The organism is Aliiroseovarius sp. ABM4_368 (genome assembly GCF_056161205.1).
In genome coordinates this window covers 171,697-189,384 of the sequence record NZ_JBSWYR010000002.1, presented here as the reverse complement: position 1 = coordinate 189,384, position 17,688 = coordinate 171,697, and the positions used below count along the sequence as shown (strand labels likewise).

Genomic DNA, 17,688 nt, shown 5'->3' with positions numbered 1-17,688 from the left:
TCTGCTGCACTGCTAGTTCAGGGCTACAGTTAACAAGGGAAATCAGGCATGGCGCTGTCACTGGGTGTGGATACGGGTGGAACCTATACCGATGCGGTGTTGATCCGGGACGAGGCGAAGGTCATCGCCAGCGCCAAGTCGCTGACCACACGCACGGATCTTGCAATTGGTATGGGGAAGGCCATTCAGGCAGTGCTCGGTCAGGCGGGTATCGCGCCCGCGGATATCTCGATGGCGTCGCTGTCGACCACTTTGGCCACCAATGCCTTGGTCGAAGGGCAGGGCGGGCGTGTGGCGCTGATCTATATCGGCTTTCGCGAAAGTGACCTTGAAAAGCATGGGTTAAGGGACGCGCTGAAAGGCGATCCCGCGCTGGTGATGTCGGGTGGTCACAATCATGCGGGCGGGCAGGCGGCCGATCTGGATCTGGACGCCTTGCGGGACTTTCTGGCGACGCATCATGGAATTTCTGGCTTTGCCGTCGCCGCACAATTTGCCACCCGTAACCCCACGCACGAGCTTGAGGCCGCAGACCTAATAACCGAGATGACAGGAGCGCCGGTCACGTGTTCACATCACCTGTCGTCGAAACTGAATGGTCCCAAGCGGGCCGTAACGGCGGTGCTGAACGCGCGTCTGATCGGAATGATCGACCGGTTGATTGGCCGCGCTCAGGATACGCTTCGCGACATTGGTATTCACGCGCCCATGATGGTCGTTCGTGGCGACGGCGCGTTGATGAGCGCCGACCAAGCCCGTGAACGCCCGATTGAAACCATCCTCAGCGGTCCTGCTGCTTCGATCGTGGGCGCGCGCTGGCTGACCAAATTGGACAACGCGCTGGTATCGGACATCGGGGGAACAACCACGGATGTTGCTTTGATCCGCGATGGAAAGCCGATGATTGACCCCGCAGGCGCACAAGTCGGCGGGTTCCGCACCATGGTCGAAGCCGTCGCCATGCGAACCCATGGGCTGGGTGGTGACAGTCAGGTGCATCTCATAACAGACGGATTGCTGGGGGGTATCACGTTGGGGCCACGCCGGGTGCTTCCACTGTCCCTGATTGCAGCCGAGGCTGGCGATGTAGTCCATGCCGCGCTGGACGAGCAGCTGCGCGCCACGGCCCCCAGCGAACATGACACGCGTTTTGCTCGCCGCGTGATGGGGATCCCCGCCGACGGAATCGATGTGCGTGCTGAAACCCTGCTGGAACGCCTTGAAGATGCCGTCGTTCCGCTTGCCAAACTTCTGAAAACCCGGCTGGAAGGCAGCGCGCTGACAAGGCTGGTGGATCGCGGGATTGTTCAGGTGTCGGGCGTGACGCCGTCAGATGCAAGTCATGTGCTCGGGCGTTTGAGCGCGTGGGACTGTGATGCCGCCCGAAAGGGGCTCGAGCTGTTTGCCCGCAAGCGTGTCGGCAGCGGTGCGCGGTTGGCGCAATCACCCGACGAGATGGCACAAAAGATCATTGACCAGATGACCGAACAAACCGCCCTCACCCTGCTGGAAACTGCCTTCGCCGAGGAAGATGATTTCGGCCTGCCGCCTGACCTTCTGGCCCGCCACGTTCTGACCCAGCGCGGCCTGTCAAAACATCGCGGCTTGCTGGCGCTGGATGCGGCACTGAATATCGACGTCGTCGGGTTGGGCGCTTCGGCCCCAAGCTATTACCCGGCGGTCGGCGCGCGCCTGCACTGCCCCATGCACCTGCCCGAACATGCAGGCGTCGCCAATGCGGTAGGGGCTGTCGTCGGTCGTGTGACGTTCCGCCGGTCTGGCACAGTTACCTCGCCCTCTGAAGGCAAGTACCGCGTTCACTTGGCCAGCGGACCACAGGACTTTACCGATTCAGATCAAGCCTTGGCGGTGATCGAGGATTATCTTCGCGCCGATGCCCAAGATGCTGCAAAAGCCGCCGGGGCCGAGGATATCCGCATCATCGTCGATCGTGATATCCAATCGGCCCAGATCGAGGGGCAGAACGTGTTCGTCGAAGGCACCGTGCAGGTCGAAGCCAGCGGCAGACCGCGGGTCGCGCTGGGCTAGGGGGTAAGCGGCCACAAATCAGGCGAATGGCTGATTCCCGTGATTAAAACTTGAGCGCTGGGGATATTCCCCTCAGTAAATCCGCTTTGCCGCGTGAAACTCTCCCGGCCAAGGTGATACGTCGCGCCCATGACGCGCCCATTGAAAATTGTGGTTGTAGAGCCGAACGCGGATCGCGCCGCCGAGGTTACCGAGGCTCTTGGCCACGGCGGGTGGGCGGATGTGTCCATCATTTCGGATGACAGCCATTTGGCATTGGCGCTGTCAAAGATCGATCCGGATGTGGTCTTGATTGACCTGACCAATCCACGTCGCGATACGCTTGAAGCGCTCAGTGAAGTGTCCGGCGCGCACCAGCGCCCCGTCGCGATGTTTGTCGATCAAAGCGATCCCGAATTGTCCGCCGCCGCAGTACGCGCCGGGCTGAGTGCCTATGTGGTGGGGGGGCTGTCCGGCGACCGTATCCGGCCGATCCTTGAAACCGCGATTGCGCGCTTTCAGATGATGAGTCAGATGCAGTCCGAACTGACCGCCGCCAAACAGGCGCTGGAAAACCGCAAGACCATCGACCGCGCCAAGGGCCTGTTGATCCGCGCCAAGGGGCTGAGCGAAGAGGAAGCCTATCAACTGATGCGCAAGACGGCGATGGATCAGGGCAAGCGGATGATCGACGTGGCGCAAGCCTTGATCACAGCATCGGAGTTGCTGCGATGAGCGCGACACGGGTGCATTGCGGATACGTGCCGCTGGTCGATTGCGCGCCCTTGGTGATCGCGCGCGAGCTTGATTTTGCCGCCAAGGAAGGGATCGAGCTTGAGCTGTTAAAACAGCCCTCGTGGTCCGCGCTTCGGGATCTTCTGGCCTTCGGACATCTTGAGGCAGCCCATCTGTTGTCGCCACTGGCGATTGCGATGTCCTTGGGGTTGGGCGGGATGCACACGCCTGTCGACGCGCTGATGGTTCTGTCGGTGAATGGCAATGTGATCGCTGTAAACAACGCGATTGTCGAGCGGATGAAGGCGCAAGGTTGGTCAGCGAATTTGATGGACGCAACTGTGACAGGATTGGCGCTTGAGAAAGCGGCTACGGAAGTTCTGCGTATTGGCGTTCCATTCCCGATATCCATGCACCGCGAACTGGTGGAATACTGGCTGAAGGATCGCGACATACGATACGAGATCTGCTCGGTCCCGCCACCCTTGATGGCTGAAGCACTTCGGTCGGGCGAGGTCGATGCATTTTGCGTGGGTGAACCGTGGGGGTCGCGCGCCGTAGATGAAGAAGCTGGCGAGATCATCTTGGCAGGCCGAGCGATTTGGGAGTTCAGCCCGGAAAAGGTTCTGGCGGCTCCGCATCATTGGGTTCAGGACAACGCGTCGACCGCGGCGGGTCTGATGCGCGCAGTCTATAGGGCAGGGCGCTGGCTGCACGAGCCCACTAACCGAATGATCGCAGCGGACATTCTTGCACGGCCCGAATATCTGGGGTTGCCTTCGGATGTCATAGAACGCGCGATGAGCGGCCAGCTTTTGGCCCAAGCCCGATCGCTTGGTACTGGCGTTCCGGGATTTGTTCATTTCCACGGCGGGGCCACGAATTTTCCGTGGCGGTCTCAGGCCCAATGGATCGGGCAGCGTCTGGCTGCCCGGTACAACTTAGATGTTGTGGATGCAGTTGCGACGGCACGCTCGGTTTTCCGCAGCGACCTGTATCGTGATGCACTGGCGACCGTTGCCACCGACCTACCCGGTGCCTCGGACAAGCAAGAGGGCGCACTGTCCTATCCGACGGCTGTGGCTTCGACCCATGGAAAACTGATTCTCAATCCAGACCGTTTCTTTGACGGTCAGATCTTCGACCCGACCCCGTAATTATCGCTTAATTATTGGGCAATCCGTGTCTCGGGGTCGATTAAAGGCCTTAACCCCCGTCTGTTTCTGGGGTTTATGCTGCGCCGCAGCTAAACATGGAATCAACGCGGAAGGCACTGACGTCTTTCGTTAGCTCTTCGCTGAAGAAGGGCATCAAAAGCAAAGCCGCTTAGAACCCGATCGCCGGAACCTCCTCCCTCTGGCGTCAGGTTTCTAGGCGGCTTTTATTTTTTCAAATGGGCTTTCCCCGCCCGACGCAAGACCAAAAGGAAATGCACATGAAGAAGCTCGCCATACTTGCGCTGACAGCGACCACGGCCCTTAGCCAGCCGTCTTTCGCAGAAATGCTGGACCTTGAGAAAGATGAACTGACATTCGGGTTCATCAAGCTGACCGACATGGCCCCCTTGGCCGTCGCGTACGAGCAAGGCTTCTTTGATGACGAGGGTCTGTTTGTGTCGTTGGAAGCGCAGGCGAACTGGAAAGTTCTGCTGGATGGCGTCATCGACGGCACCTTGGACGGCGCGCATATGTTGGCAGGTCAGCCTTTGGCAGCAACGATTGGTTTCGGAACCGAAGCCCACATCATCACGCCCTTCTCGATGGATCTGAACGGCAACGGCATCACCGTCTCCAACGAGATCTGGGAAGAAATGAAGCCGAATATTCCAGTAGGTGACGACGGCAAGCCGGTTCACCCGATCTCGGCCGAGGCTCTGGCCCCGGTGGTCGAGAAATACAAAGGCGAAGGAAAGCCCTTCAACATGGGCATGGTATTCCCGGTTTCGACTCACAACTATGAACTGCGTTACTGGCTGGCTGCCGGTGGTCTGCACCCGGGCTATTACTCGACCGACGACATTACTGGTCAGATCGACGCCGACGTTCTGCTGTCTGTGACCCCGCCACCGCAAATGCCAGCCACGCTGGAAGCGGGCACGATCTATGGATATTGCGTGGGCGAGCCATGGAACCAGCAGGCTGTGTTCAAAGGCATCGGCGTTCCGGTCATCACCGACTATGAGCTGTGGAAAAACAACCCCGAGAAAGTATTCGGCATCACCGCAGAGTTCGCGGAAGAAAACCCGAACACAACCTTGGCCGTTGTGAAAGCTCTGATCCGTGCGGCCCAGTGGCTGGACGAAAACGACAACGCCAACCGCCCCGAAGCGGTCGAGATTCTGTCGCGCCCTGACTACGTTGGCGCGGATTACGAAGTGATCGCGGCGTCGATGACTGGCACGTTTGAATACGAAAAGGGCGACAAGCGCGACGTGCCTGATTTCAACGTGTTCTTCCGGTATAACGCGACCTATCCCTACTACTCGGACGCCATCTGGTACCTGACCCAGATGCGCCGCTGGGGCCAGATCGCGGAACCCAAGCCCGACAGCTGGTATGACGAGGTCGCCAAGTCGGTTTATAAGCCCGAGATCTATCTGGAAGCCGCCCGTTTGCTGGTCGAAGAAGGCCACGTCAAAGAGGAAGATTTCCCTTGGGACAGCGATGGTTATAAAGCGCCAACCCCGGCTGCCGATATCATCGACGGCATTCCCTATGACGGTAAAGCCCCCAACGCGTATCTGGACAGCCTGCCGATCGGCCTGAAGGGCGAACAGATGATCGTCGGAACCGAGGTTAAGGGCTAACCGCACCTCCGCATCACCACCTTGGGGCGCGATCACCACACCATTCTAGTCGCGCCCCATTTTCGAAAACTGGCGGATAACCCGCCGTTCGAGGACTGAAAGCCATGACCGCCATCGACCCGCAAACGTTGGACGCTGACCTTAAAGAAGCCCGGAAAGCCAAACTGTTCACCCGTATCAACAAGGCCGACGCCTGGTTTCAGGTGATCGGGATTTCTTGGCTTACGCCCATTCTGAAAGCCATCGCTGGAGACAACCCGAAGGCTCAGGTGAAAGAGATCTGGAAGCTTCTGGGCGTACCGCTTTTGGCGATTGTCGGCTTCTTGCTGCTGTGGGGCACGATGGCGCCCAAAGTGCAGACCTCGCTTGGGGCTGTTCCCGGACCGGCGCAGGTCTGGACCGAGGCGAAGAACCTTCATCAGGACGCGCTTTTGAAGGCCGAAAAAGAGCGTAAACACTATGAGAAAGTCGAGGCGCGCAACCAGCGCTATCTGGACAGGGGCGAGCCTGACAAGGTCAAAGACATCCCCTATACCGGCTCACCGTCCTATTACGCGCAAATTGGCACCTCGATCATGACCGTGTTCTTTGGCTTCTTGATCGGATCCCTGATTGCCATTCCGCTTGGCATCCTTGCGGGCCTGTCACCCTATGCCAACGCAGCCATCAACCCGCTGGTTCAAATCTTCAAACCCGTGTCGCCGCTGGCGTGGCTGCCGATCGTGACCATGATCGTGTCGGCCGTCTATGCCACCAATGACGGGCTGTTTGCCAAATCCTTCTTGGTTTCGGCCATCACTGTGACGCTGTGCTCGCTGTGGCCGACGCTGATCAACACTGCGCTGGGCGTTGCCTCGATCGACAAGGATTTGGTGTCGGTCTCAAAAGTTCTGAAAATGAACACCTATACCAAGATCACCAAGCTGGTTCTGCCTTCGGCGTTGCCACTGATCTTCACCGGCCTGCGCCTGTCGCTGGGTGTTGGCTGGATGGTTCTGATCGCAGCCGAGATGCTGGCGCAGAATCCGGGTCTGGGCAAGTTCGTCTGGGATGAGTTCCAGAACGGCTCCAGCCAATCGCTGGCCAAAATCATGGTCGCCGTATTCACCATCGGGATCATCGGCTTCATGCTGGATCGCGTGATGTTTGCGCTGCAGTCCCTGTTTACCTTCTCGAACAATCGGTGATCGGTATGGCAATTCTTGAGCTTAACTCCGTTTCGAAAAGCTTCGGCGAAGGCACTACGAAAACCGATGTTCTGAAGGACATCAACCTGTCGGTGGAAGAAGGCGAGTTCCTTGTCCTTCTGGGCTTTTCGGGCACCGGGAAAACCACGCTGATCAACATGATGGCCGGGTTGGAAACGCCAACGAAGGGCGAAGCGAAGTTTCGCGGCGCGCCCATCACGGGGCCAGGGCCGGAACGCGGGATGATCTTCCAGAACTACTCGCTTATGCCGTGGCTGACGGTCAGCGGAAATGTGGGCTTGGCGGTGGATACGATGTTTCCCGATATGCCCAAGCCTGATCGCGCTGATAAGGTGGCGCATTATGTGAACATGGTTGGGCTGAGCCATGCCGCAGCGCGCCGTCCTGCCGAATTGTCGGGTGGGATGCGTCAGCGGGTGAACGTTGCACGTGCGTTGGCAATGGACCCCGAGGTTCTGCTGCTGGACGAGCCGCTGTCTGCCTTGGATGCGCTGACCCGCGCCAATCTGGCCGACCAAATCGAACAGATTTGGGCCGCGGACAAAAAGACCTGCATTCTTATCACCAATGATGTGGACGAGGCCATCCTGCTGGCCGACCGGATCATTGCGTTAAACCCCGACGGGTCGCTGGGTGAAGAGTTCAAGGTCACCATCCCCCGCCCACGTGATCGCGGCGAGATGAACCACCATGACGGCTTCAAAAAGCTGCGCATTGCGGTCACCAAATACCTGATGGATGTGGGGATCGAGGCGAAGGCCGAGGGTATCAAGCAGCTGCCCAATGTCGACGCCATTCACAACATTCCGAAAGCACAGGCCGATGTGAAAGCGCAGGAACGCAAGCGCGAAGATCGCTTCCTTGAGTTCTCGAAGTTGCACAAAATCTATCCCACGCCGAAAGGCCCGCTGACCGTGGTCGAGGACTTCGACCTGAAGGTCAACAAGGGCGAGTTCATCTCGCTGATCGGGCACTCGGGCTGTGGTAAGTCGACGGTTCTGACGATGGCGGCGGGGCTGAACCCGATCTCGAAAGGGGCGATCATTCTGGATGGTCGCGCGGTGGTCGACGCAGACCCGGAACGCGCCGTGGTTTTCCAGTCGCCCAACCTGTTCCCGTGGCTGACCGCCAAGGAGAACGTGGCTGTTGGGGTCGACAAGGTCTATCCGCGCGCCAGTCAAGCCGAGCGTCAGGACGTGATCGAATACTATCTTGAACGCGTGGGGCTGGCCGACAGCATGGACAAGCAGGCCAGCGAACTGTCGAACGGGATGCGCCAACGTGTGGGCATCGCCCGCGCCTTCGCCCTGTCGCCGAAACTTCTACTTCTGGACGAACCCTTCGGGATGCTCGACAGCCTGACACGGTGGGAGCTTCAGGAGGTTCTGATGGAGGTCTGGGACCGCACCAAGGTCACCGCGATCTGCGTCACCCATGACGTGGACGAGGCGATCCTGCTGGCGGACCGCGTGGTCATGATGACCAACGGACCGCAGGCCACGATTGGCAAAATCGTCGACGTCGACCTGCCGCGCCCACGCACGCGAAAAGCGCTGCTGGAACACCCGGATTACTACACCTACCGGCAAGAGGTTCTCGATTTCCTCGAGGAATACGAACACGGGAACACGTCGAAAAAAGCCAAGCCTGCCAAGGCAATAGCAGCGGAGTGAATATCATGAAGAAGAAGCTCGTTATCATTGGCGCAGGCATGGCATCAGGCCGCGCGCTGGAACATCTTCTTGACGGCGATGCCGACGCCTATGACGTCACGCTGTTCAACGCCGAACCGAGGGGGAACTATAACCGGATTATGCTGTCTCCGGTCCTGTCGGGGGACAAGGCTTTTAAGGAAATCGTCACACATGACGATGATTGGTATGCTGAAAATAACGTGACCTGCCGGTTTGGCGAGCATGTCGTTGCCATCGACCGAAACCGCAAAATCGTAGTGGGGCAGAAGGGTGAAGTTGCCTATGATAAGCTGCTGATCGCCACAGGCTCGGCGCCTTTCATCATTCCGGTGCCTGGCAAGGATCTGCCCGGCGTGGTCGCCTATCGCGATCTGGAAGACACCAACACGATGATCGACGCGGCCTCCAAGGGGGGCAAAGCTGTGGTCATCGGGGGTGGGCTTCTGGGGCTGGAAGCCGCCGCAGGTCTGGCCCTGCGCGGAATGGACGTGACCGTGGTGCACCTGATGGGTCACCTGATGGAGCGTCAACTGGACGAAGCCGCCGGGTACCTGCTGCGTCGGGCGCTGGAAGACAAGGGCATCACCGTCCGCTGTCAGGCCTCGACCGCGGCAATTGTCGGTGATGGCAAGGTCGAAGGCGTGTTGTTGCAGGATGACGAGATGATCCCGGCTGACCTTGTGGTCATGGCTGTGGGTATCCGCCCAGAAACCCGTCTGGCAAATGACGCGGGGATCGAGGTTGAACGTGGCATCACAGTCAGCGACCAGATGGTGACTTCGGACTCGGATATTCTGGCGATGGGCGAATGTGTCGAACATCGCGGCCAGCTTTTCGGCCTTGTTGCACCGCTCTATGATCAAGCCAAGATCGTGGCCAAGACACTGCTGGGCGAAGAGGCGGAATTTGTCCCGAAAGAGGTTGCGACCAAGCTGAAAGTCACGGGCTGTGATCTGTTCAGTGCGGGTGATTTCGCGGATGGGGACGGGCGCGAAGATATCGTGTTCCGTGACCCCTCGCGCGGGGTCTACAAGCGTCTTGTGATCGAGGGCGACAAGCTGATCGGGGCCGTCATGTATGGCGACACCGCCGACAGCAACTGGTTCTTCGGCATGATCAAGGATGGCACCGACATATCCGAAATGCGCGAGACGTTGATCTTCGGTCCAGCCTTTCAGGGAGGAGAGCCGCTGGACCCTATGGCGGCCGTTGCAGCCTTACCGGATGACGCAGAGATCTGCGGCTGCAACGGCGTATGCAAAAGCGACATTGTCTCGGCGATCAATGGGGGTGCGACTGATCTTGGGGCAATTCGCGCCACGACAAAGGCCAGCGCGTCCTGCGGGACGTGTACGGGGCTGGTCGAACAACTCCTGGGCGCAACCCTCGGCGATGATTTCGTCATGCCGACCGAGCAGCCGATCTGCGGATGTACCGACCTGACCCATGAAGACGTGCGTCGTCTGATCAAGTCGCAAGAGCTGAAGTCTCAGCCCGCCGTATGGCAGGAACTGGGGTGGAAAAGCCGCGATGGCTGTCACGTTTGCCGTCCTGCGATCAACTATTACCTGCTGGCGGATTGGCCGGTGGAATACAAAGACGACCCGCAAAGCCGGTTCATCAACGAGCGCAAACACGCGAATATCCAGAAGGACGGCACGTTCTCGGTTGTGCCGCGCATGTGGGGCGGTATGACCACCCCGGATGAACTGCGCGCGATAGCGGATGCGGCTGAAAAATATGACGTTCCCACCGTGCATGTCACCGGCGGCCAACGGATCGACCTGTTGGGTGTCAAGGGCGAAGACCTTCCTGCGATTTGGGCCGATCTGAATGCAGCTGGCATGGTCTCGGGCCATGCCTATGCCAAGGGGCTGCGCACGGTGAAAACCTGCGTTGGCAAGGATCACTGTCGCTTTGGCACGCAAGACAGCACAGGTCTGGGCATCAAGCTTGAGAAGAAGCTGTGGGGCTCGTGGAGCCCGCACAAGGTCAAGCTGGCCGTGTCTGGTTGCCCGCGCAACTGTGCAGAAGCGACTTGTAAAGATATTGGCGTGGTCTGTGTGGACAGTGGTTATCAGGTCGGTGTCGCCGGGGCTGCCGGTATGGACGTGAAGGAAACAGAACGTCTTGCCGATCTGACCTCTGAGGACGAAGTGATCGAATACGCTACCGCCTTCATGCAGCTTTACCGCGAGAACGCGAAGTACCTCGACCGCCCTTATAAGTGGGTGGCCAAGGTGGGGCTGGATTGGGTCAAAGAACAGGTGAATGACCCAGAAATCCGCAAGGCGCTGAACGAACGGTTCGAGCTATCGCAAAGCATCTATCGCACCGATCCTTGGGCCGAACATGTGGCTGAAGAGGCCGACACTTATACCCCGATTGCAAACCTGATGCTGGAGGCCGCGGAATGAGCGACTGGATTGATATCGGCCCGCTTGAGGGTATCAAACAGCGCGGCGCACGCGTGGTGAAAACCGCCCATGGCTGCGTCGCGGTGTTTCGGACGGGTGCGGATGAAGTCTATGCGCTCGATAATGCCTGCCCGCATAAACAGGGACCATTGGCTGAAGGTATCGTGCACGGGAAATCCGTCACATGCCCCCTGCACAATTGGGTATTCAATCTGGAGACTGGGGTTGCGCAGGGTGCGGATGAAGGCACGGTTGGCACCTATCCCGCCCGGGTCGAAGATGGGCGCATTATGTTGGATGCCGAGTTTTTGAAGAACAGGTCTGCCGCATGACATCGACCTGCACGACATGTCCATACTGCGGCGTAGGGTGCGGGGTTATCGCCTCGGGAACGGAGGTTCGCGGGGACAAATCCCACCCTGCCAATGCGGGCCGCTTGTGCTCGAAAGGATCAGCGCTGGGCGAGACCATCGGGCTTGAAGGGCGTTTGCTTGCGCCTCGGGTCAATGGTCAGGACACCGGCTGGGATGATGCGCTTGATCTGGTCGCGGAAAAATTCCGTGCGGCAGTCGATGAACACGGTCCGGACAGCGTGGCATTCTATGTGTCTGGTCAACTTCTGACCGAAGACTACTATGTCGCCAATAAGCTGATGAAGGGTTATATCGGCTCGGCAAATATCGACACGAATTCAAGGCTCTGCATGGCGTCCTCGGTCGCGGGGCATAAGCGGGCGTTCGGGACGGATACCGTGCCCAGCTGTTACGAGGATCTTGAGCTTGCCGACCTTGTCGTGTTGGTAGGCTCGAACCTCGCTTGGTGCCATCCGGTTCTGTACCAACGGCTTGCCGCCGCGAAATCCGCGCGCCCCGGCATGAAAGTCGTTGTTGTGGACCCGCGCCGTACAGCCACTTGTGACATTGCCGATCTGCATCTGTCGGTTCGAAGCGACGGAGACATCGCGCTGTTCAATGGGCTTTTGGCGCATCTGGTGGATGCCGGCCAGGTCGACCAAGCCTATATCGACGCGCATGTTGATGGGTTCGATGCTGCCATAGAGGCCGCCCGTGCCACGGACCCGCTAGAAAGCGGGCTGGGCTCTGCCGACATCGCGCAGTTTTATGAGCTTGTCAGCGGGACAGAGAAGGTTGTCACCGTCTACTCCCAAGGTGTGAACCAGTCCACTTGCGGCACCGACAAAGTGAACGCAATCATCAATTGTCACCTTGCAACCGGTCGGATTGGACGCCCCGGCATGGGACCGTTTTCCGTGACTGGCCAGCCCAATGCAATGGGCGGACGCGAGGTCGGGGGGCTGGCAAATATGCTCGCCTGCCATCTGGATATCGAGAACCCGGATCACCGCGACGCCGTGCAGACTGCTTGGGACAGCCCCACGATGTGCACGAAGCCCGGCTTGAAGGCTGTCGATCTGTTCCGTGCCTGTGAGGACGGAAAGATCAAGGCTCTTTGGGTCATGTCAACCAACCCCGCCGTGTCGCTTCCTGATGCCTCGCGCGTGGCAGATGCGATCCGTAATGTGCCATTTACCGTCGTGACAGACGTTCTGAAACGTACCGACACCTGCGATCTGGCGCATGTTTTGCTGCCGGCCACTGCGTGGGGTGAGAAATCGGGTACGGTGACCAACTCGGAGCGCGTTATCTCGCGTCAGCGCCCGTTCCTGCCCGTACCGGGTCAGGCGCGTCACGACTGGGATATCATCGCGGATGTCGCACGCCGTATGGGCTATGCTGGGTTCGACTATCCGTCCGAGGCCACGGTGTTTCGCGAATACGCCGCATTGTCTGGCCTTGGAAAAGCCTTCGCACGTGACTTTGACATCAGCGGTTTGGCCGGGCTTGCCGACGACGCATATGACACACTGTCCCCGGTGCAATGGCCGGTCCCAGCAGAGGGCGCTTCGGGTGGCCGGTTCTTTGCAGAAGGTGGGTATTATCATGCAGATGGCAAAGCCAAGATGCTGGCGATCACAGCCCCTGCGCCGCCCAATTATGAAGGACTGACACTGAATACCGGACGTATCCGCGACCAGTGGCACACGATGACCCGCACCGGTCGCAGCGCGCGCTTGTCGGCCCATCTGGCAGAGCCCTATGCAGAGATCCACCCCGAAGACGCTATTGCTTATGGGCTGCGCGACGCCGATCTGGCCGAGCTATCGACCGGTTTCGGAACGGCCCTTGTCCGCGTGTTGGTGTCCACGAAAGCGCGCAAGGGGGCGGTGTTCGTGCCCATGCACTGGACAGCCCAAACCGGGCCGTCCGGGCGGGTCAATCACCTGGTGGCGCCGTTGACCGACCCAGTATCGGGTCAACCGGCCAGCAAGGACACGCCAGTGTTCCTGAAACGCGCTGCCTTGGGCTGGTACGGGTTCACCGCTTCGATGGCCGAGATCTCGGCCGAGGCACCTATCGCGTACACTGCCGTCGCACCTGCTCGCAACGGCTGGCGTGCCGAACTGGCCGGTGTAGATACCCCCCAAGATTGGCTGGAGTTTGCGCGGCAGATCACCGGGCTGCACGCGGGTGAGGCTTCGGTCCTAGAGGATGCGGCCACCGGAAATATCCGTATCGTAATCCGGGAAGGCGACCAGATCAAAGCGCTCTTTTTCGCTGCGCGACAGCCGGTTGCCGTATCGCGCAGCCATGTCGTATCGCTGTTGGGATCGGACATGCCCGCTCTTGATGCTCTGGCCGGCCAAGCCGGGGCGGGGCGTCCGGACACGGGTGCCATCGTCTGTGCGTGTCTGGATGTCGGAGCAAACACCTTGCGCGCCCAGATCGAGGCAGGGGCCAACACCGTAGACTCGTTGGGCGCATGCACGGGGGCAGGAACGAACTGCGGATCCTGCAAGCCCGAACTGGCCGCCATGATCGCGTCTCAGATGAAGTCGGTGGCAGCAGAATGAGCCTGGCCCCTTACGTTCGTATATTAGGCCGCGGCCCTTCGCGTTCGCGCGCGTTAACGCGGGAAGAAGCCCGCACAGCTATGCGTGTTATCCTTCAAGGGGACGCGCCACCCGAAGCCATCGGCGCGCTATTGATGTTGATGCGTTATCGCGGTGAAGCTGCGCCCGAGATCGCCGGGTTTGTCGATGCGTTGCGTGCTGATTTTACCGATTGGGATACGCTTCCCGTGGCGATCGACTGGCCCAGCTATGCAGCGGGCCGCACGCGGGGCGCGCCCTATTTCCTGCTGTCCGCCAAGCTGGTTGCTTCGGCGGGCTTTCCCGTTCTTCTGCACGGATGGAATTCGCACCAGAACAAGATCGCATCGGTGCGCAAAGCCTTGCCGAACCTTGGCATTGCCGAGGTCACGGATATACAGAACGCGCGATCCGCGCTTGAAAGCTCTGGGATCGCGTATCTTTCTGCCGAGATCCTTCACGGACCTGCGTTAAAGCTTCTGCAACTGCGTGAAATGCTGGGGCTTCGGTCCTGCCTGAATACGGTGTTTCGGATGCTCAATCCCGGAGGTGCGTCGGTGATGGTGCAGGGGGTGTTCCATCCCTCGTACCGGGATCTTCAGACGGATGCAGCCGCCTTGCTGGGGCAAAACACCTTAGGCGTAATCAAGGGCGGTGGAGGAGAGTTTGAACGCCATCCCGCCAAAGACGTCACAATGTTTGGCTTGTCCGAAGGCGCACGGTTTGAAACCGTTTGGCAAGCCGAAACCGATGATACGCGCCGGCTTCACGACGCTGACCTGCCCCTTCCGGCCCCGGCGGCGCTTTGGTCGGGCGAAAAGGTCGATCCCTTCGCCGAGAGCTGCGTGTTGGGCACCGCCGCAATGGCGTTGTGCCTTGCCGAGAAGATCCCGCCCGAAGACGCCAAGTCAAAGGCAATCGCACTTTGGCAGTCCCGAAATCGCTACACTACTTGTCAGGAGGCATCCGTATGAAAACCTTCCCGATGTTCATTAAGATGGCCGGAAAGCGTGTGATCATTTGCGGTGGCGGCGAACAAGCCGCCCAGAAATGCCGTCTGATCCTGAAGACTGAAGCGCGAATTGTGGTGTTTGCCGACAGCCTCGACCCAGAGCTGACCGATCTGGTTGAAACAGGCCGGATCGACTGGATGCGCGGTGACATCCAATCGGACAGCTTCAAGGATGCAGCGCTGGTTTTCATCGCAACTGGCAGCCCGGTGGCCGATGTTTGCCTTCACACATTGGCGACCGAGGCGCGTGCGCTTGTGAATGTCGTCGATCAGTTTGACCTTTGCGAGGCCATCACCCCGTCAATTGTTGATCGTGACCCTGTTGTCGTTGCCATTGGCACCGAAGGCACCGCGCCTGTTTTGGCCCGTCAGATCAAAACCAAACTTGAACAGCAGCTAGAGCCAAGGTTGGGCGACCTCGCAGCCTTGGTTGGGCGACTGCGCTCCAAAGCTGAACGGCTTGAACCCCGTCAGAGACGAGATCTGTGGCGTTGGGTGTTCTCGGGGCCAGTTCGTGATCTATTCGCACGCGGGTCGGAACGTGAAGCAGCGGGAACGCTTAAAGCCGCGATTGAACTGGGGAAGCCACCAGCGGCGCAACCTTTCCCTGTCGCATTGGTGGGGGCGGGTGCCGGCAGTTGCGATCTGATCACCCTAAGGGGTGTTCAGCGTCTTCAGGAAGCCGACGTCATTTTTTATGACCGTCTGATCGACCCTAAACTGCTTGAATATGCTCGCAGAGATGCCGAACGTGTTTTCGTCGGTAAATCCCCCGGCTGCGTTGCGTGGCCGCAGGAAAAAATAAATGCGCTTTTGGTGTCCGAGGCGAAACGCGGCAAACGCATTGTCAGGTTGAAATGCGGCGATCCCGGTATTTTCGCCCGCGGCGCGGAAGAAGCCGACGCGCTTCGGGCCGTGGGGATCGACGTTGAGATCGTCCCCGGCGTGACAGCAGCAAGCGTGGCTGCTGCCGCCACCGGGGAATTCTTGACCAAGCGGGGACGAAATGATGCGCTGGTTCTGACCACCGCCCATAAGCGGGACGGCTCGACTCCGCCTGAATGGGTTTCACATCTTAAGGATGGGGCACAGGTTGCCGTCTATATGGGGGTCTCGAAGGCGCCAGATATTCTGTCGTTGCTTGATGCCGAGAATCTGGCCGAGGCCACAACGGTAAAGATCGTATCAAAGGCGGAAATGCCGGATCAGAAAACAGTCAGCTGTGGGGCATCTGATCTGGTTGATGTGATTCTTAAGAACGGGATCGAGAACCCCGCTCTTATCTTTCTTTCGCATGATTCCCAGAACCGAGCGCCCAAGATCCATGCGCGTACTTCCGGTCGCGCTATGCCTTGAGGTCCGACAGCAGGTTGGCAAATGACGCGCCATGCATGTCGCGGTCAAATCGCGTTCCCTGAATCGCTGGGCGCGGCAGGCTGAATTTCAGAACATTCAAATCTGACACTTCGAACCGTTTCAACGCGTCAGGTGTCGCGCCAAGGGCAGCAGCCACCCGATCATTTTCGGCGATCTGACAGGCTTGTTGAAATGTTTGCTCATCCTCGCAGAAAATGTCGATGGTCAGCCTAAACGGCCCTGCATTCTTTGAACGGATTTTCATGGCGACGTCGGAAAGGGTGGTCATGCGCTCATCTCGAGAATGTCCAGTCGGAAGGCGTCCATTGGGTTGTCTAATTTAAGAACGTGGTTCAGGCAGAACTCGTATATTTCGCCACGGCCCATTTCGGTAGGCGAGAAGGGGAAAGCGAAGGTCGGCATTTCTTCCTGCTCGGTCAATGGATGGTGCGGAAGATAGGGGTTCAGGATCTTCGCCACCTCGCGCGAGGTAGCCTCGGATTGCGCGGTGACGATTCACATGACACCGACTTCGGTGCCAATGCGCGCTTCGGTATCCAATGGGCCCAAGGTGGCATCCGCGCCGATCAGACGCAGTTCCAACGTAAAGGGTTCGTTCACGCGCTGGGTGGCTTTGGCGGTGCACTTCGCTTCGATGTCGGCGACCCACTCGCGAACGTTGGCGACGTAACGCGGCTCGCGTACCAAGGCGAGAGATACAGTCTGAAATCCACCGCTGCGCGCGCCTTCCAGCTTGACCGTATAGGTGTCGCTGGGCACCCATTCGCTGCCCGTTACGCGGACGGTGCGATCGTCCAGCGCGGTATAGGTCGCTTGGGTCACATCCAGATGCCCGCCGGGTTCATAAAGCTGATAGGGGTTCGAGTTCTCGTACAGCATATGCGCCGACACGGTATAGGGCGTGGCGCGGGCCTCGGCCCCCATGGGGGTGACGGTGAAACCTTCTTGATCAAAGGAGATCATGATCGTGCCCGAGTTTGGGCACCGCTTTCACACCCCCACTGACCCACGCGCGCCGCGTCTGATGGAACTGGTGCGTGAAGCTGTAACAGCCGGGGCTTGCGAAGGCCGGTTTATGGCGATTGCCGAACGTGTCGAGGTGGAGATCTCTTCCCGAAAAGCCCGCACGATCCCGATGAACATCGACGGTGCCACTGCCGTTATCTATGCCGAGCTGGGCTTCGCACCCCCCCTTGCGCGTGGGCTGTTTTGCTTGTCCCGCTCGGTCGGTATCCTTGCCCACGCATGGGAGCAGACACAGCAAGGCGGACGCAACAAAGGCCCCACGCCACCGAAGTATCGCTGGACCTATATTGGGGACAAGTAGCCCAAAACTTGGCACCTTGAACGAAGGAAAAGCAACAGGAACCTAGGCTCGGTCGCCCCTGATGCCTGTCACGTTGCAATCTGGTGCTAGGACTGATCGCTTTGCCCTTAGACGGGGTTGCGCCCTGCCGAATA

Annotated in this window: 14 protein-coding genes and 1 pseudogene; 12 read left to right on the top strand and 3 right to left on the bottom strand. The window is 59.1% G+C overall.

What is annotated here, in order from left to right:
* Positions 1 to 48: 48 nt before the first annotated feature.
* The 11 genes from ACXAH3_RS06875 (at position 49) to cysG (ending at position 16,206) form a co-directional block, all read left to right on the top strand.
* Entirely contained in the window at positions 49 to 2,049 is a 2,001-nt protein-coding gene (locus tag ACXAH3_RS06875) for a hydantoinase/oxoprolinase family protein (protein ID WP_474861337.1), read from the top strand.
* Positions 2,050 to 2,178: 129 nt separating this feature from the next.
* Entirely contained in the window at positions 2,179 to 2,763 is a 585-nt protein-coding gene (locus ACXAH3_RS06870; protein ID WP_474861336.1) for an ANTAR domain-containing response regulator, read from the top strand.
* Positions 2,760 to 3,920 (top strand): CmpA/NrtA family ABC transporter substrate-binding protein, encoded by a 1,161-nt coding sequence (locus tag ACXAH3_RS06865; protein ID WP_474861335.1) that lies wholly within the window; start codon positions 2,760 to 2,762, stop codon positions 3,918 to 3,920. Before ACXAH3_RS06870 ends, ACXAH3_RS06865 begins: the two co-directional genes overlap by 4 nt.
* A gap of 278 nt (positions 3,921 to 4,198) precedes the next feature.
* Positions 4,199 to 5,569, top strand: coding sequence for a CmpA/NrtA family ABC transporter substrate-binding protein (locus ACXAH3_RS06860; protein ID WP_474861334.1), 1,371 nt, complete (start codon positions 4,199 to 4,201; stop codon positions 5,567 to 5,569).
* Between the two features lie 104 nt (positions 5,570 to 5,673).
* Positions 5,674 to 6,756 carry an ABC transporter permease gene (locus ACXAH3_RS06855; RefSeq protein ID WP_474861333.1) on the top strand — a complete coding sequence of 361 codons (1,083 nt, stop codon included), beginning with the start codon at positions 5,674 to 5,676 and terminating at the stop codon, positions 6,754 to 6,756.
* Between the two features lie 5 nt (positions 6,757 to 6,761).
* Positions 6,762 to 8,450, top strand: a complete 1,689-nt coding sequence (locus tag ACXAH3_RS06850) for an ABC transporter ATP-binding protein (protein WP_474861332.1) — start codon at positions 6,762 to 6,764, stop codon at positions 8,448 to 8,450.
* 5 nt (positions 8,451 to 8,455) lie between these two features.
* A complete protein-coding gene (gene nirB, locus ACXAH3_RS06845) occupies positions 8,456 to 10,888 on the top strand; it encodes a nitrite reductase large subunit NirB (protein WP_474861331.1) in 2,433 nt (810 codons plus the stop codon).
* Positions 10,885 to 11,220, top strand: a complete 336-nt coding sequence (gene nirD / locus ACXAH3_RS06840; RefSeq protein WP_474861330.1) for a nitrite reductase small subunit NirD — start codon at positions 10,885 to 10,887, stop codon at positions 11,218 to 11,220. Before nirB ends, nirD begins: the two co-directional genes overlap by 4 nt.
* Positions 11,217 to 13,820: a nitrate reductase gene (locus tag ACXAH3_RS06835; protein ID WP_474861329.1), complete on the top strand. Its 2,604-nt coding sequence runs from the start codon at positions 11,217 to 11,219 to the stop codon at positions 13,818 to 13,820. The genes nirD and ACXAH3_RS06835 overlap by 4 nt, the downstream gene beginning before the upstream one ends.
* On the top strand, positions 13,817 to 14,812 hold the full coding sequence (locus ACXAH3_RS06830; protein WP_474861328.1) for a glycosyl transferase family protein: 996 nt from the start codon (positions 13,817 to 13,819) through the stop codon (positions 14,810 to 14,812). Before ACXAH3_RS06835 ends, ACXAH3_RS06830 begins: the two co-directional genes overlap by 4 nt.
* Positions 14,809 to 16,206, top strand: coding sequence for a siroheme synthase CysG (gene cysG / locus ACXAH3_RS06825; protein ID WP_474861327.1), 1,398 nt, complete (start codon positions 14,809 to 14,811; stop codon positions 16,204 to 16,206). The genes ACXAH3_RS06830 and cysG overlap by 4 nt, the downstream gene beginning before the upstream one ends.
* Here cysG and ACXAH3_RS06820 read toward each other — a convergent pair.
* Genes ACXAH3_RS06820 through ACXAH3_RS06810 form a run of 3 tightly spaced genes read right to left on the bottom strand, consistent with a single transcriptional unit; the run spans position 16,196 to position 17,190 of the window.
* Positions 16,196 to 16,495, bottom strand: coding sequence for a DUF4387 family protein (locus ACXAH3_RS06820; RefSeq protein WP_474861326.1), 300 nt, complete (start codon positions 16,493 to 16,495; stop codon positions 16,196 to 16,198). The two genes, cysG and ACXAH3_RS06820, sit on opposite strands and share 11 nt — an antisense overlap.
* Complete coding sequence (locus ACXAH3_RS06815) at positions 16,492 to 16,686, bottom strand: hypothetical protein (protein ID WP_474861325.1); 195 nt, start codon at positions 16,684 to 16,686, stop codon at positions 16,492 to 16,494. Before ACXAH3_RS06815 ends, ACXAH3_RS06820 begins: the two co-directional genes overlap by 4 nt.
* Positions 16,687 to 16,722: 36 nt before the next feature.
* The gene (locus tag ACXAH3_RS06810) at positions 16,723 to 17,190 is read right to left on the bottom strand and encodes an acyclic terpene utilization AtuA family protein (protein WP_474861324.1); all 468 of its coding nucleotides are present in this window, start codon (positions 17,188 to 17,190) and stop codon (positions 16,723 to 16,725) included.
* A gap of 1 nt (position 17,191) precedes the next feature.
* Here ACXAH3_RS06810 and ACXAH3_RS06805 point away from each other — a divergent pair.
* Positions 17,192 to 17,554, top strand: a pseudogene (locus ACXAH3_RS06805) (citrate/2-methylcitrate synthase); the annotation flags it as partial.
* Positions 17,555 to 17,688: the final 134 nt, after the last annotated feature.

Excerpts from the sequence above, each read along its gene's own strand:
- ACXAH3_RS06875 (WP_474861337.1), top strand. The coding sequence starts at position 49 with ATGGCGCTGTCACTGGGTGTGGATACGGGTGGAACCTATACCGATGCG.
- ACXAH3_RS06860 (WP_474861334.1), top strand. The coding sequence starts at position 4,199 with ATGAAGAAGCTCGCCATACTTGCGCTGACAGCGACCACGGCCCTTAGC.
- ACXAH3_RS06810 (WP_474861324.1), bottom strand. The coding sequence starts at position 17,190 with ATGATCTCCTTTGATCAAGAAGGTTTCACCGTCACCCCCATGGGGGCC.
- nirB (WP_474861331.1), top strand. The coding sequence starts at position 8,456 with ATGAAGAAGAAGCTCGTTATCATTGGCGCAGGCATGGCATCAGGCCGC.
- ACXAH3_RS06855 (WP_474861333.1), top strand. The coding sequence starts at position 5,674 with ATGACCGCCATCGACCCGCAAACGTTGGACGCTGACCTTAAAGAAGCC.
- ACXAH3_RS06830 (WP_474861328.1), top strand. The coding sequence starts at position 13,817 with ATGAGCCTGGCCCCTTACGTTCGTATATTAGGCCGCGGCCCTTCGCGT.
- ACXAH3_RS06850 (WP_474861332.1), top strand. The coding sequence starts at position 6,762 with ATGGCAATTCTTGAGCTTAACTCCGTTTCGAAAAGCTTCGGCGAAGGC.
- ACXAH3_RS06820 (WP_474861326.1), bottom strand. The coding sequence starts at position 16,495 with ATGACCACCCTTTCCGACGTCGCCATGAAAATCCGTTCAAAGAATGCA.
- nirD (WP_474861330.1), top strand. The coding sequence starts at position 10,885 with ATGAGCGACTGGATTGATATCGGCCCGCTTGAGGGTATCAAACAGCGC.
- ACXAH3_RS06835 (WP_474861329.1), top strand. The coding sequence starts at position 11,217 with ATGACATCGACCTGCACGACATGTCCATACTGCGGCGTAGGGTGCGGG.
- ACXAH3_RS06865 (WP_474861335.1), top strand. The coding sequence starts at position 2,760 with ATGAGCGCGACACGGGTGCATTGCGGATACGTGCCGCTGGTCGATTGC.
- cysG (WP_474861327.1), top strand. The coding sequence starts at position 14,809 with ATGAAAACCTTCCCGATGTTCATTAAGATGGCCGGAAAGCGTGTGATC.
- ACXAH3_RS06870 (WP_474861336.1), top strand. The coding sequence starts at position 2,179 with ATGACGCGCCCATTGAAAATTGTGGTTGTAGAGCCGAACGCGGATCGC.